Origin of the sequence: Achromobacter spanius, from assembly GCF_029637605.1 — a bacterium.
Lineage (GTDB): Bacteria > Pseudomonadota > Gammaproteobacteria > Burkholderiales > Burkholderiaceae_B > Achromobacter > Achromobacter spanius_E.
This window is the reverse complement of the sequence record NZ_CP121261.1, coordinates 1,201,736-1,216,551: the sequence shown is the minus strand read 5'-3', so window position 1 is coordinate 1,216,551 and position 14,816 is coordinate 1,201,736. Positions and strand designations below refer to the sequence as shown.

The following is a 14,816-nucleotide window of genomic DNA, read 5'->3' as shown; positions in this document are numbered from 1 at the left end:
ATGGCCGACAGTCTTAAAACCTACCGGGAAAAGCGCAACTTCAAGGTGACCACCGAACCCGCGGAGGGCGGTCAGGCAAACGAGTCCGCGCGCGCTTTCGTCATCCAGAAGCACTGGGCCAGTCGGCTGCACTACGACTTTCGTCTGGAGCTGGACGGCGCCATGAAAAGCTGGGCGGTGCCCAAAGGGCCTAGTTTCGACCCCTCGGTCAAGCGCATGGCCGTGCAGGTGGAAGACCACCCCATCGCCTACAACCAGTTTGAAGGCCAGATTCCGGAAGGCCAATACGGCGCGGGCAAAGTCATCATCTGGGACGAAGGGGTCTGGACGCCCGTGGGTGATGCGCGCAAAGGCTACCGCGAGGGCCATCTGAAGTTCGACCTGCAAGGCAAGAAAATGCAGGGCCGATGGGCGCTGGTGCGCATGAAGGGCAAGCAAGGCGACAAGCAGCCGCCGTGGCTGCTGATCAAGGACCGCGACGCCTATGCGCGCCCGGAACGCGAGTTCAGCGTGGTGGACGAAATGCCGGACAGCGTGGTGCCGCTGCGCGCTGCCGTGCCCGATAAACTGCCCGGCCGGTCCGCCGATCTGCCCACCTCATTCAAGCCCCAACTTGCCACGCTGGTAGACGGCCTGCCGCCGCACGCGGAAGACTGGCTGTACGAACTGAAGTTCGACGGCTACCGCTTGCTGGTGCGCATCGAGGGCGACTCGGTCAAGCTGTACACGCGCAACGGTCACGACTGGAGCGCCAAGCTGCCGCACATCGTTCAGGCCTTTGCCAAACTGCCCGCCAAATGGGCCTGGGTGGATGGCGAGGTCGTCGTGCTGAACGACCAGGGTGTGCCCAACTTCCAGGCGCTGCAAAACGCGTTTGACAGCGATCGCACCGGCGACATTGTGTTCTACGCCTTTGACCTGCCGTTCATTGGCTGCCGCGACCTGCGCGAAGAGCCGCTGACCGTGCGCCGTGACCTGCTGGCGCAATTGATGGGCACCGCCGCCGACGACTTTCTGCGCTTTAGCGTAGCGTTCAAGGAAACGCCGTCGAACCTGGTGGCGTCGGCCTGCAAGATGGGCCTGGAAGGCATCATGGCCAAGCGCCAGTCAGCGCCCTATGTGTCGCGGCGCAGCGATAGCTGGCTGAAGATCAAGTGCGCCAAGCGGCAGGAATTCGTCATCGTGGGCTATACCGCCCCGCAAGGCGCGCGCGAAGGTCTGGGCGCCTTGCTACTTGCCGTGCATGAAGACGACGGGGCCTTGCGCTATGCGGGCAAAGTCGGCACCGGCTTTGACCGTCAGGGGCTGATTGCGCTGCACAAGACCCTGTCCGCCCTTGAAACCGACAAGAAGCCCGTCAGCGGCGGGCAGGCAAAAGGGGTGCAGTGGGTCAAGCCGGAGCTGGTAGCCGAAGTGTCGTTCGGCGAATGGACCAGCGGCGGGCACATCCGCCATTCGGTGTTTCGGGGCTTGCGACAAGACAAGCCGCCCAGCCAGATCACACGGGAAAAGCCGGCGGCGCCGCCCCGGTCACAAGCCGCCAGCACCGCCAAGCCCCGGGCCAGGTCTTCCGCCAAACCCACCACAAAATCCACCACCAAGCCCCAGGCCGCGGCTCCCGCGCGCGCCAAACCCGCGCGGCTGACGCACCCCGAGCGCGTTATCGACCCGTCGACCAAACTGACCAAGCTGGACCTGGCGCGCTACTACGGCCTGGTTGCGCCGCTGATGCTGGACCACCTGAAAGGCCGCCCCGTGTCCTTCCTGCGCGCGCCTTCCGGTATTGACGGGCAGCTTTTCTTCCAGAAGCACCTGGAAGCCGCCATGCCGGGCGTGAAGTCGCTACCCACGAAGCTGGACCCGGACCACCCGCCGCTGCTAGAAGTGCCCACCGCCGAAGCCATCATGTCGGCCGTGCAGATGAACGTGGTGGAGTTCCATACCTGGAATGCCGTAAAAACGGCCATCACCAAGCCCGACCGCATGCTGTTCGACCTGGACCCCGGCGAAGGCGTCAAGTGGGCAACGATGCAGCAGGCGGCCCGCCTGGTCCACACCATGCTGGACGAACTAGGCCTGGCATCCTGGCTGAAAACCAGCGGCGGCAAGGGCTTGCATGTGGTCGTGCCGCTGCGCCGTCAATACGATTGGGACACCATCAAGTCTTTCGCGCAAACCGTGGTGGTGCATCTGGCTCGCACCTTGCCGCAGATCTTCGTGGCCAAGAGCGGCCCCAGGAATCGCGTGGGCAAGATCTTTGCCGACTACCTGCGCAATGGCTTTGGCGCAACCACGGTGTCCGCGTGGTCGGCGCGGGCGCGGCCCGGCATGGGCGTGTCGGTACCGGTGGCGTGGGACGAGCTGGACAAGCTTTCCAGCGGCGCGCACTGGACCATCAGCAACATTCATGAGCGCCTGGACGCGGGCAACGCACCCTGGGATGGCTATGCACTGCAAGCGGTGGGGCCGGCCATGGATGCGCTGGGTTTCAAGCGCGGGAAGTCATGACAAGCCGGCCCGCGATTCTGTTGCCCAGCGCGCCGTTGGCCGCCATCCGCCGCGTGTTGAGTGAGATGGCCGAGCCGCCTGATCCTGGCATGGCCTTGCGCCGACTGGTTAATGCCGGCTGTGACCACTTGCCGCTACCGGGGTCCGGCGCCACGCTGGCCCGCTGGCAGGCGCTGGCCCGCGTGGCCGCCGTGGACCTCAGCTTGGTCAAACTGTATGAAGGGCACACGGATGCCTTGGCGATATTTGCCGAACTCGGCCTGACGCCTGACGCGCCCTTGGGCAGTCGCTGGGGCGTGTGGTGCGCCGAGCCGCCGGCATACCGCGTGGCGCTGGTCCCGCAGCCTGACGGCAGCGCCCGTCTGCGCGGCGTGAAGGCATGGTGTTCTGGCGCCGCTACGATCAGCCATGCGCTGGTCAGCGCTTGGGACCCCGCCGGCGAACCTTGTCTGGCGGCAGTAGCCCTGGACCAGCCCGGCGTGACGGTCACCAACGACGGTTGGCACGCGGTAGGCATGCGCGCGTCGGCCAGCGTCGACGTGGTGTTCGATGACGCAGTGTGCCAGCCAATCGGCTCGCCGGGCGCCTACGTGAACCGGCCGGGCTTTCAGCATGGCGGCGCGGGCGTCGCGGCATGCTGGTATGGCGGCTTGACCCGTATCGCGTCCACGCTGCACGCTGCCACGGCCCCAGAGGCGGCAAACTCAGCGTCAGCAAACCCGGGGCTGGCAAACCCGCACCGGCTGGCCCATCTGGGCGCCATCGACGTGGCCATGGCGCAGGCGCGCGCCGTGTTGCGCGACGCCGCCGCCCTCATCGACGCGAACCCGGCGGATGCCTGCGCGCTGGCCTGCGCCCGGGCGCGGCTGGCTGTCGAGGCCGCCGCCAGCGAGGTAGTCACGCGGGCAGGGCGGGCGCTGGGCGCCGGGCCGCTGTGCCGCGACGCCGGCTTCGCGCAGGTGATGGCCGATCTACCCGTATTCATTCGCCAAAGCCACGCGGAACGCGATCAGGCGGCACTGGGGCGGCTGGTTTGCAATCAGGAGGAACCGCCGTGGCAGTTGTAGGCGTGGACCATTTCGAAACGCTGTACCGCCAGCACGCCGACCCCTGGTGCGCGGGCAGCGCCTGGTATGAAAGGCGCAAGCGCGCGCTGCTGTTGGCGGCGCTGGGGCGGGAACATTACCGCCATGCCTTCGAGCCGGGCTGCGGCAACGGTGACCTGACCTTGCCGCTGGCCGCGCGCTGTCGGCGCGTCTGCGCGGTGGATTTCGCCGGCACCGCGCTCAGCCGCTGCCACGCGCGGCTGGCGGAACAAGGCATCAAACACGTCGACACACTGCCGCTGGACCTGCCGCGCGCGTGGCCGCCCGTGCCCCACGGCGGGTTTGACCTGATCATCGTGTCGGAACTGGCGTATTACCTGGACGACGCCGCGTTGGCCCTGTTCCTGCAAGGCGTGGACCGCTGCCTGGCCAACGATGGCGAACTGGTGGCCTGCCACTTCCGGCCTGACTTTGATGACCGCCTGCAAACCACCGATGCCTTGCATGCGGCGCTAGGGTCCCTGCGTGGACTCGTACCGATTTTCAAGCACCAGGAAAGCGCGTTTGCGCTGGACGGGTGGCACAGACAACAGGATGGGTGAGCCATGATCGGCATCTGTATTCCGGCCCATAACGAAGAACGCCACATTACCGCCTGCCTGCGTTCCGTGCTGCGGGCGGCGCGGCACCCAAGGCTGCGCGCCGAAGCGGTGCGCGTGGTGGTGGTGCTGGACCATTGCGTGGACCGCACGGCGCAGTTGATCGGGGCGTGGCCGGTGCATAGCCTGGCGATCGGCGCGCGCAATGTCGGGGTGGCCCGCGCGCAAGGCGCGCGCGATCTGCTGCAAGCCGGTGCGCGCTGGCTGGCCTTCACCGACGCCGACACCCGCGTATCGCCGCGCTGGCTGGTGGATCAGTTGTCCTTGAATGCGGAAGTCGTGTGCGGCACGGTCGGCGTGACGGGTTGGCGCGAGCATGGTCTGCGTGCGGCCCAGGCGCATCAGACGTTTACCCGGCAATACCAGGATCGCGACGGACATCGGCACGTACATGGCGCCAACCTGGGTATCGAAGCGGGCGCGTATTGCCGCATTGGGGGTTTTGATGCGCTGTCTTGCAGCGAAGACCAGGCGCTGGTGGACAAGCTGGAGCAGGGTGGGGCGCGGATTGCGTGGTCATGCCTGCCGCGCGTGACCACCAGCGCGCGCCCGCATTCCCGCGTGGAGGGCGGCTTCGCAAGCGCCCTGCGTGGCGGCTGGAAGTTGGCCAATGAGTTGGATGGCTAATCACGCATCCCGCCGTGACCGGACCGCGCCTGGATCATCACCACGGCGCCATCGACATGATCACCGCCACCGCCACCACCAACACCAGGATCGTCAGAATGTGCTTGGTTCGCATAAGACCTCTTGAAGTATCGTGAAAGTGCCACACACCATGCCTATCAGCACAACTCATGCCCAAGGAACTTTCAATGCCCGACGTCGTGCAATGGCGGCCTGAAGGCTTGTATTGCCCGGCCGGCCAGTTCTACATCGACCCCTGGCGGCCGGTCGCCACCGCCGTGCTTACCCACGGCCACGGCGACCACGCCCGCGTGGGCATGGGCTGCTATCACACCAGTGCCGAAGGCCTGCCCATCTTGCAGTGGCGCCTGGGCGACCAGGACTATCGCATTCACGACTACGGACAGGTGTTCACGCTGGGCAACGCCCGCGTCTCCCTGCACCCGGCCGGCCACGTGCTGGGGTCGGCGCAAGTCCGCATCGAAGCTGACGGGCAGGTCTGGGTGGTGTCGGGCGACTACAAACGCCAGCCGGACCCCACTTGCAGCCCGTTTGAAGTCGTGCCTTGCGACACCTTCATCACCGAAGCCACGTTCGGCTTGCCCATCTACCGCTGGCCCGACACGGCCGAGGTGGCGCGCGACATCGTGCAATGGCGCGACCTGTGCGCCGCCCGGGGCGAGGCCGCCATTCTGTACTGCTACGCGCTGGGCAAGGCGCAACGCGTGCTGGCCGAACTGGCGCCCTGGATCGATCGGCCCGTTTATTTGCACGGCGCCATCGCGGCGGGTGTGGACGTATACCGGCAGGCGGGCATCCACATGGCGGACACGCGTCTGGTCATCGACGCCGACGGCGCGCCGGCCGCGTCCGGATCGGGCTTTGCGGGCGAACTGATCCTGGCGCCACCGTCGGCCGCGGGCAGCGCCTGGCTTCGGCGATTCCGGCGCGCGCAGCACGGCTTTGCGTCGGGCTGGATGCGTTTGCGGGGCAACCGCCGGCGGCGCAACATGGACCGGGGCTTTGTGGTGTCGGACCACGCCGATTGGCCGGACCTGCTGCGCACCATCCACGAAACGGGCGCGCGCCGCGTCATCGCCACGCATGGGGATACGGACGCGCTGGTCCGCACGCTGAACGACGCCGGCACGGCGGCCGAAACGCTGGCCACCCAGTACGGCGAAGACGATTGATCCGGAGGCCAAGCCCAGCATGAAGCGATTCGCGGCGCTGTATCAGGAACTGGACCGTAGTACCGCCACCTTGGACAAGCGGGCGGCATTGGTGGCGTACTTTCGCGATGCGCCACCGCGCGACGCGGTCTGGGCGCTGTACCTGCTGGCGGGCGGCAAGATCAGCAGCGCACGCCGCAAGATCGCTGGCGTGGCCGAGCTGCGCGCCTGGGCCGCCGCCGCGTCCGGCACGCCGCCCTGGTTGCTGGACGCCAGCTATGACCAGGTGGGCGACCTGGCCGAAACGCTGGCGCTGCTGATGCCGGATCCCGAACCAGACCCCGACTCCGATTCCGTGCGGGATAGCCCCGGGCAGCCAAGCCCCGAGCGCGGCCTGGCCGATTGGATCGAAGAAGTGCTGCTGCCCGCCGCCAACCGTGACGAAACCGAGCGCCGCGACATCATCGTGCCGGCCTGGCGCAGCCTGCCGTTCGACCAGCGCCTGGTGTTCAACAAGATGTTGACCGGCGCGCTGCGGGTGGGTGTGTCGCAGCGCATGGTGCAGCAGGCGCTGGCCGAGATGTCGGGCGTGCCCATTGCCCGTATCGCGCAACGCATGCTGGGCACGTGGACGCCCAGCCCCGCGTTTCTGCGCGATCTGCTAAGCACCGAAGCCTTGCCCGGCGACCGCCAGCAGCCGTACCCGTTCTTTCTGGCCTCGCCCCTGGAAGGCGAGCCGGACAAGCTGGGGCCCATCGATGATTGGCTGATCGAATGGAAATGGGACGGCATCCGCGCCCAGTTGATCCGCCGCCACGGCGAGGTGGCGCTGTGGTCGCGCGGCGAAGAACGGCTGGATGGTCGCTTTCCGGAAGTCGAAGCCGCCGCCCACGCGCTGGAAGTGGATTGCGTGCTGGACGGTGAGTTGCTGGCCTGGCAGGAAGACGCCACCGGACCGATGCCGTTTTCGGCCTTGCAAACCCGCATCCAACGGCTGAAGCCCGGTCCCAAGTGGCTGGCGGAAGCGCCGGTTCGAATGCTGGCCTACGACCTGCTGGAGGAAAACGGCGCCGACCTGCGCGACCGGCCCCAGGCCGAGCGCCGCGCCATGTTGGAAGCGCTGCTGCGCCGCCATCCCGACCCGCGCTTGTCGCTATCGCCTACGGTGGCGCCGGGCAGTTGGGAAGCCGCCGCCGAACTGCGCCTGGAATCCCGCGAGCGCGACGTGGAAGGCTTCATGCTCAAGCGCGCCGCCGCCAGCTACCAAAGCGGACGGCGGCGCGGCGATTGGTGGAAATGGAAGATCGACCCGCTGACCATCGACGCCGTGCTGCTGTATGCGCAATCCGGCCACGGCCGCCGCAGCACCCTGTACACCGACTACACCTTCGGCCTCTGGCAAGGGGATGCGCTGGTGCCCATCGCCAAGGCGTATTCCGGGCTGGACGACAAGGAGATCCTGGAGCTCGACCGCTGGCTGCGCGCCCACACGCGCGAACGCTTCGGCCCTGTGCGCTCGGTGGAGCCGGTGCAGGTGTTCGAGCTGGGGTTTGAAGGCGTCAACCTGTCCAAGCGCCACAAGTCGGGCGTGGCCGTGCGCTTTCCGCGCATCCTCAGATGGCGGCGCGACAAGCCCGCCGCCGAGGCCGACCAGTTGGACACGCTGAAGGCGCTGGCGCGATGACACCCCGCGCACGCGGCTGGGATGCGCCGCTGGCGGCCTGGTTCAAGGCGCGCGACTGGCGGGCGGCGGCATTTCAGCGTGAAACCTGGCGGCGGTATCTGGCGGGCGAATCCGGCTTGCTGCACACGCCTACCGGTAGCGGCAAGACGCTGGCGGCTTTCGGTGGGCCGGTATTGGAAGCCTTGGCGAACCCGGATATGGCGCACCCCACAACGGGCGAAGGCCCCCGGGTGCTCTGGGTGACGCCGCTGCGCGCCCTGGCCACCGACACCGCCCGCGCCCTGGCGCAGACGGCAAGCGAGCTGGGACTGAGCTGGACCGTGGCCTTGCGCACGGGCGACGCCAGCGCGCGCGACAAGCGCCTGGCCCGCCAAGGCAAGGCCGACGTGCTGGTCATTACGCCCGAATCGCTGGCGCTGCTCTTGTCTTACGCGGATGCCTCGTCGCGCTTTCGGGCGCTGCGCGCGGTGGTGGTCGACGAATGGCATGAGCTGCTGGGTAATAAGCGCGGCGTGTTGCTGCAACTGTGCCTGGCCCGCCTGCGACACCTGTCGCCCGCCTTGCGCACTTGGGGCTTGTCGGCCACCTTGGGCAATCTGGACGAAGCCCGCGACGTGCTGCTGCCGCATCGGCCGCAGAGCGCACTGGTGGCGGGCGCGCGGCCGCGCAAGGTGACGCTGTCCACCTTGTTGCCCGAGCGCAGCGGCGCGCTGCCCTGGGCCGGGCATCTGGGCTTGTCTCAATTGCCGCGCGTGTACAAGCGGCTGTTCGACGTGCGGGCCAGCCTGCTGTTCACCAACACCCGCGCGCAGGCCGAGCTTTGGCACCGCGCGCTGGAATCGATCTGGCCGGAAGACCCGGCCACGCTGGCGCTGCACCACGGTTCACTGGACCCGGCGCTGCGCACCCGCGCCGAACAAGGCCTGCGCGATGGCAGCATCCGCTGCGTGGTGGCGACGTCCAGCCTGGACCTGGGCGTGGACTTTCCGGCGGTGGACCAGGTGTTGCAAGTCGGCAGCCCCAAGGGCGTGGCGCGGCTGTTGCAGCGGGCAGGGCGGGCCAAGCATCGCCCAGGCGAATCCGGCCATGCGCTGTGCGTGCCCGCGCAGGCGCTGGAATTGATTGAATACGCCGCCGCGCGCCAGGCCATCGCGCGGGGCGAAATCGAATCGCGCGCCCCGCCGCGCGGCAGCCTGGACGTGCTGGCGCAACATGCCGTGACGCTGGCGCTGGGCGGCGGCTTCAAGGCCGATGCGCTGTTTGACGAAGTGCGCGGCACCCACGCCTATGCCGAGCTGGACGCGGCCACCTGGCAGGCGGTGCTGGACTTCATCGTGCAGGGCGGCCGCGCCTTGTCCAACTATCCGGAATTCCGCCGCGTGGAAAAAGATGATGACGGCTGCTACCGCGTGCACGACCGCCGCATCGCGCTGCGGCATCGCTTGTCCATCGGCACCATCACCGCGGACGGCGCCGTGTCGGTGAAGTATTTGCGGGGAGGCGGGCTGGGCTCGGTCGAAGAAGGTTTTCTGGCGCGGTTGCGGCCGGGCGACCGTTTCCAGTTTGCCGGCCGCACCTTGGAACTGGTGCGCCTGGAAGGCATGACGGCCTATGTGCGGCGGGCCAAGGGGGGCGATGGGCCGGTGGCAACGTGGCAGGGCGGGCGCATGCCGCTGTCCACGCAACTGGCGCGCGAAGTGCAGGGCCTGTATGCCGAACCCGGGGACCACCCGGAAATGCGCGCGGTAGAACCCTTGCTGCGCATTCAACGCGCAGCCAGCGCGCTGCCGGCGCCAGGCAGGCTACTGGCCGAACGCATCGCCACGCGGCGAGGCATGCACGTCTTTCTGTTTCCGTTCGCCGGCCGCGCCGTCCACGAAGGCATGGCCGCCATGGTCGCGCTGCGCTGGGGCCGGCTTCAGTCCAATACCTTTTCCTATACGGTCAATGATTACGGCCTGATGTTGACGTTGGCCGAACCCGCCTTGCTGGACGACGCGCTGCTGCGCCAACTGATCAGTCCCGAGAACATGGCCGCCGACCTGCGCGACGGCGTCAACCTGGGCGAGCTTGCCCGCAGGCAGTTCCGGGAAATTGCGCGGGTCGCAGGCTTGTTGACGCCGTCGCTGCCGGGCAGGGCGGCCCGTTCGCTGCGCCAGGTGCAGGCGTCCAGCGGCCTGCTGTATGACGTGCTGCGGCGGTACGACCCCGGCCACCTGTTGCTGGCGCAAGCCGAGCGCGAAGTGTTTGAACAGCAGTTGGAAGCGCCGCGCCTGCTGGCGGCCCTGCAAGATTGCGAATCGCGCGCGTTGGACCTGTGCCAACCCCGCGCGCTGACGCCCTTGTCGTTTCCGCTATGGACAGAAAGCCTGCGCGGGCAGCTCAGCACGGAAAGCTGGCAGGCACGGGTCAAGCGCGCCGCCGCGCAACTGGAGAAGCGCTATGCCGGAATCGGGTGATGATATTTCTGGAGGGCGGACTGCTGGCAGACCTGACAGCGGGCCTGACGACGGACCTGATAGCGGTTCTGGCCGCCGACCTGACAGTGGACCCGACACCAGGTCAGCTAGCAGACCTGGCAGCGGGCCTCACACTGAATCTGACAGCGCTCATGACGGCACCCTAGCCATCAGCCTCGCAGGCGAAGCCGTACTGTTGCTGGGCCAGCGCGCCTTGTACTGGCCGGCGCGCGCGCGGCTGGTCATTGCCGACTTGCACCTGGGCAAGAGCCATGTGTTCCGCCAGGCGGGCATCGCCGTGCCACGCGGCGCCACCCAGGCCGACCTGGACCGTCTGACCCGTCTGGTGCATGACACCGGCGCGCGCGAGCTATGGGTGGTGGGCGACGTGCTGCACGGCCCCATGTCGCAAGCGGGCTGGCGTGAAGATTGGGAAGCATGGCGGCGCGCCCATGCCGCGCTGGATGTCGCGGTGCTGGCGGGCAACCACGACCGTGCGCTGGAAGGGGCGGCGCTGGGCATGCGGCAACTCGGCGAAGCGCACGTCGATGGCCCCTTTGTGTTCCGCCATCTGCCGCAGCCGGATCCGCACGGCCGCCACGTCATCGCCGGACACGTGCATCCCAAAACCCGGCTGCCCGGCGTGCCGCGCGATTGGCCCGCGTTCTGGTTGCGCCCCGGCATCACGGTCTTGCCCGCGTTTTCGGCGTTCACGGGCGGCTACGCGGTGAGTGTGGAAGGTAAACCCGAAGACGGCCACGCCCTGGCGGCATGTGTGGAAGGCAGCGTGGTGGCCCTGCACCGGTAGGATGGGTGCAGCGCGGCAGGGTCGTTGCCAGAACCACATCGCCGAACGCGCGAAACCCATCATGCAACGGTTGTGATGTGGCAAGGGTGCGGAAGAATTGGGGCGTTGCGTGATGGGTTTCGCGCGGCTGGCAATTGCGTTCTTTTCGCTGTTCTGCCGCGCTCCACCCATCCTACGTGCCACGGCCGCGCGGTGCGACCTGGCACTTATTACCGCCGTTGTAAGAAGTGCCGGATTTGGCCTGCAGCGCGGGTCTCCATCCCATTCATGGCGGGGGTCGCAGCGGCGGCACACGACTTGCTGCGTACAAGGCAGGCGCCCGCACGGGCCACATTTCGGTTCGTGCGAGGCAGAACCCCTTACACAGGAGACTCACAATGAACCGTGACCCCAGGTATTCGCCCCGCTACGACGACGACTTTGAACGTGACCCCGGCGGCGATGCCGGACGGGGCGAGCCGCATCGGCAGGCCCATCAACGCGGACGCGCTGGCGGCGACCCCTACCGTGACTCTTACCGCGCCTATCGTGACCCGGATCGCGACGTCTATCGTGACCCCTATCGGGATTCCTCCTATCGCGATGCCGATACTGGACGTCGCCAAGCCCGGGGCATGGGTGGTCAGGAACCCTGGCACGATCCCGCTCCATCCTTCGGTTACCAAGGGGAAGGCACGCGCCCTGGCCCGGGCACCCGGGAAACGCGCGGCGGCCTGCGCAGCCGCAGCGCCGACCCCGGCCAAAGCAGCTATGGCGGTTTTCGCAACGAAGACCCGTCCTATCAGCGCGAACAAGTCTACGGCTCACGCAACCCGTCCTATTCCGGCCCAACCTCCTACGGCGATGAAGAAGGCGGCTATTACGGCGACCGCCCACGCGGGGGCGACGAGCCCGGCATGTCGTTTGAAACCGCGGAACGCGGCGGCTACAACCGTGGGCCGACGGCGTGGCGCGACCGCGGCTCGGTACGCACGGACCCCAAGGGCTATACGCGGTCCGACGAGCGCGTGCGGGAAAACGTCTGCGAATACCTGGCGCACAGCGGGCTGGACGTCAGCGACGTATCGGTCAGCGTGGCTGACGGCCGGGTAACGCTGGAGGGCACCGCCCCCGACCGCCGCACCAAGCACCGCATCGAAGACTGCACCGATGCCTGCGCGGGCGTGCAGGACGTGGACAACCGGATCCGAGTCGCGGGCAGGGGTATCGTCCAGCAACAACAGGAGCAAGACTCATGAAGTTCACCAAGGCAAGCGGGGCGCGCGCGCAATGGGTGCCCGCGGATGGCCCCATCATGCTGGGAGAGGGCGATTTCGCCTGATGTGACACAAGGCCGGGGCCGCACAGGGATCAGCAATCGTAGACGAGTGGCGACAGAACAAGCGTGGTCCAGTGGCTACGGAACGGGCTTGGTCCCGTGGCGAACGAACTGGCCTAGTCAAAGTTCGAAAGCGTCTGCAGGAAGGCGGCGATGTCGCGCGCGTCCTGCTCGCGTAGCTGCAAGTTGGGCATGGCCGTGCCCGGTTTGATTTGCTGCGGGTCCAGCAGCCATTGCCGCATGTTGTCGGGGGTGTTGGGCAATACGCCCGCGATGCGGGAACGATCCGCCATGCCGGCCAACGACGGCCCCACGTGGTGGCGCGCGCCGGGCACACCGGGAATGGCGTGGCACGTCACGCACACGTACTGCTGCAGCGCGTCCCGCCCGGCCATGGCGTCACCCACGCGCGGGGCCTTGGATGGAGCCTGGGGTGGAGCCTCCATAGGCCCGGGCCCGGACGCCGCTTCGGAAGCGCGCGGCTCGGACTGCGCCAGTTTGCGGTATTGCTCGGGCGACAGCGTGGGCAGCACCCGCATGAAAGCCACCATGTCCCAGATCTGCTCATCCGTCAGCCGGTACTGCCAGGCGGGCATGCCTGTCATCTTGATGCCGTGGCGCGTAATCCAGAACATCTCGGCGGCGGGGCGTTCGCGGGCACTGCCCACCAGGGAAGCCGGCGCGGGATTCATGCCCAGTGCATAGGGTTCCGGCGCCAGGCCTGGCGCGCCGTGGCATTGCACGCAATGGGCGCGAAACAAGGCACCGCCGCGCTGAATGCGCGCCGGGCTGTCCAGGTCAGGCACGTCAATGTCGGCCGAGCGCACCTTGACCGACCGCGTCAGCGCCACGTCCAGCATGGCGTGAACTGGCACGGTATGCGGGCCGGTGGCGCTGACGTCGTACCAACCGAAATAAATGACGGCCGCGCCCAGCGCCGCGCCCGATGCGGCCATGGCGGCGACCAACCACGCGGCGACACGTTTCCAACGTCTCATGATGGCTCCCGCGACTCGGGCAGGGACAGCAGGAAAGCCGCGATATCCTCGGCCTCGGTTTGGCTCAAGCCCACGTTGGGCATGGACGTGCGCGGATTGATGGCGGGCGGGTCCATCAACCAGCGGACCAGATTGTCGGGGGTGTTGGGCAGCAGGCCAGTTAGATAGGCTTGCCGACCCACGTTCCCCAAGGGCGGCCCGACGGACGCGGCCGGCCCCCGCACCGAGGGCACGGCGTGGCAGGCCAGGCAGCCATATTCCGATATCCACTGCCTGCCCCGCATGGCGTCGGCCCGCTCGGGCAGGGCGGCGGCCGTCAGGTTCGGCGTGAGCGCCGGCCGCTCGTCGCCACAGGCGGCCAGCAATGACAGCGTGGCGGCGCCAAGCAGCACGAAAGCAGGGCGGGCAGCGATACGCACGGGGTTTCACCTCCAGACCGGCCGTAATCAGCAAGTCTTGTTCCTTGCGGCGCGCGCCCGGCACGCCGCCTTTCAGGCACGACACATGCTGACGGCCGACATGGCCGCCATTCCTACCTACGTGCTTGCCGCCGCGCTGCCGGCTCCGGCCGACGCGCGTGCGCCTACGCTCTTGCCCGCGCCGCCAGCAGGCGAGGGCGCGAGCGATGTGGCCAACATCAGCAACGTGCTCTACATCGGCGGTACGGCGATTTTCCTGACCGTGGCCGCGCTGATCGCCGTGGCCCTGTTCGGCCCCGTTGCGTGGCGGCGGCGCTTGTCGGGTCCGTCGCTGATCGTGGGCGCGGGCATCGCCTTTCCCGTGGTGGCCCTGACCGCGTTGCTGGTGTACGTATTGAGCGAGGCGTCGTCCATGGCGCGCGCGGGGGCGACGGTCGCTGTCCGTATCGAGGTCACGGGCGAACTGTGGTGGTGGCGGGTGCGCTACCTGGATGCAGCGGGCAAGCCGGTGTTCGAAACCGCCAACGACATCCGCATACCCGCCGGGGAATGGGTGGAATTCGTGCTGAAGTCCGACAACGTCATCCACAGTTTCTGGATACCCGAACTGGGCGGCAAGCTGGACATGATTCCCGGCCACGTCAACCGCCTGCGCGTGCGCGCGTTGGGGGCGGGCAGGTACACCGGCCAGTGCGCGGAATACTGCGGCGCGCAACACGCCAACATGAAATTCGATGTGCAGGCCATGGCGCCCGACGCATTCCAGGCCTGGCTGACCGCGCAAGCGCAGCCGGCCGCGCCCGCCGCCGGCCCCACGCTGCGCCAGGGCGAGCGTCTGTTCCAACAGGCTTGCGCCCAATGTCACACGGTGCGGGGTACGTCGGCGGCCGGCACGCTGGGACCAGACCTGACGCACGTAGGCAGCCGCTTGTCATTGGCGGCGGGCGTGCTGCCCAACAATGTCGGTGCGCTGGCCGGCTGGATCGCCGGCAGCCAGCACATCAAGCCCGGCAACCCCATGCCATCCTTTGACCAACTGCCGGGCGAGGATCTACGCGCCGTGGCCCATTATTTGGAAAGCCTGAAGTGAGCGACGACGCCCCGCACCTCGCCACCGC

General features: G+C 67.8%; 12 protein-coding genes. 10 read left to right on the top strand and 2 right to left on the bottom strand.

Annotated features, from left to right (window positions below):
* From ligD to P8T11_RS05260, 9 genes are all read left to right on the top strand, one after another.
* The gene (gene ligD / locus P8T11_RS05300; RefSeq protein ID WP_268077918.1) at window positions 1-2,508 is read left to right on the top strand and encodes a DNA ligase D; all 2,508 of its coding nucleotides are present in this window, start codon (window positions 1-3) and stop codon (window positions 2,506-2,508) included.
* Entirely contained in the window at window positions 2,505-3,575 is a 1,071-nt protein-coding gene (locus tag P8T11_RS05295; protein ID WP_268077919.1) for an acyl-CoA dehydrogenase, read from the top strand. Before ligD ends, P8T11_RS05295 begins: the two co-directional genes overlap by 4 nt.
* Window positions 3,563-4,156, top strand: coding sequence for a class I SAM-dependent methyltransferase (locus P8T11_RS05290; protein ID WP_268077920.1), 594 nt, complete (start codon window positions 3,563-3,565; stop codon window positions 4,154-4,156). Before P8T11_RS05295 ends, P8T11_RS05290 begins: the two co-directional genes overlap by 13 nt.
* Before the next feature lie 3 nt (window positions 4,157-4,159).
* Window positions 4,160-4,840 (top strand): glycosyltransferase, encoded by a 681-nt coding sequence (locus P8T11_RS05285; RefSeq protein WP_268077921.1) that lies wholly within the window; start codon window positions 4,160-4,162, stop codon window positions 4,838-4,840.
* Window positions 4,841-5,028: 188 nt separating this feature from the next.
* On the top strand, window positions 5,029-6,033 hold the full coding sequence (locus tag P8T11_RS05280) for a ligase-associated DNA damage response exonuclease (RefSeq protein WP_268077922.1): 1,005 nt from the start codon (window positions 5,029-5,031) through the stop codon (window positions 6,031-6,033).
* Between the two features lie 19 nt (window positions 6,034-6,052).
* Entirely contained in the window at window positions 6,053-7,696 is a 1,644-nt protein-coding gene (locus P8T11_RS05275) for an ATP-dependent DNA ligase (RefSeq protein ID WP_268077923.1), read from the top strand.
* Window positions 7,693-10,155 carry a ligase-associated DNA damage response DEXH box helicase gene (locus tag P8T11_RS05270; protein ID WP_268077924.1) on the top strand — a complete coding sequence of 821 codons (2,463 nt, stop codon included), beginning with the start codon at window positions 7,693-7,695 and terminating at the stop codon, window positions 10,153-10,155. Before P8T11_RS05275 ends, P8T11_RS05270 begins: the two co-directional genes overlap by 4 nt.
* A 169-nt stretch (window positions 10,156-10,324) precedes the next feature.
* Entirely contained in the window at window positions 10,325-10,963 is a 639-nt protein-coding gene (pdeM, locus tag P8T11_RS05265; protein WP_418910341.1) for a ligase-associated DNA damage response endonuclease PdeM, read from the top strand.
* Window positions 10,964-11,340: 377 nt separating this feature from the next.
* Complete coding sequence (locus P8T11_RS05260) at window positions 11,341-12,201, top strand: BON domain-containing protein (protein ID WP_268077926.1); 861 nt, start codon at window positions 11,341-11,343, stop codon at window positions 12,199-12,201.
* A 196-nt stretch (window positions 12,202-12,397) separates the two neighbouring features.
* Here P8T11_RS05260 and P8T11_RS05255 read toward each other — a convergent pair whose 3' ends face one another.
* Both P8T11_RS05255 and P8T11_RS05250 read right to left on the bottom strand, forming a co-directional pair.
* The gene (locus P8T11_RS05255; protein WP_268077927.1) at window positions 12,398-13,279 is read right to left on the bottom strand and encodes a c-type cytochrome; all 882 of its coding nucleotides are present in this window, start codon (window positions 13,277-13,279) and stop codon (window positions 12,398-12,400) included.
* Window positions 13,276-13,698: a c-type cytochrome gene (locus tag P8T11_RS05250; protein ID WP_268077928.1), complete on the bottom strand. Its 423-nt coding sequence runs from the start codon at window positions 13,696-13,698 to the stop codon at window positions 13,276-13,278. Before P8T11_RS05250 ends, P8T11_RS05255 begins: the two co-directional genes overlap by 4 nt.
* Window positions 13,699-13,783: 85 nt before the next feature.
* Here P8T11_RS05250 and P8T11_RS05245 point away from each other — a divergent pair, with 85 nt between their 5' ends.
* Entirely contained in the window at window positions 13,784-14,788 is a 1,005-nt protein-coding gene (locus P8T11_RS05245) for a cytochrome c oxidase subunit II (protein ID WP_268077929.1), read from the top strand.
* Window positions 14,789-14,816 lie beyond the last annotated feature (28 nt).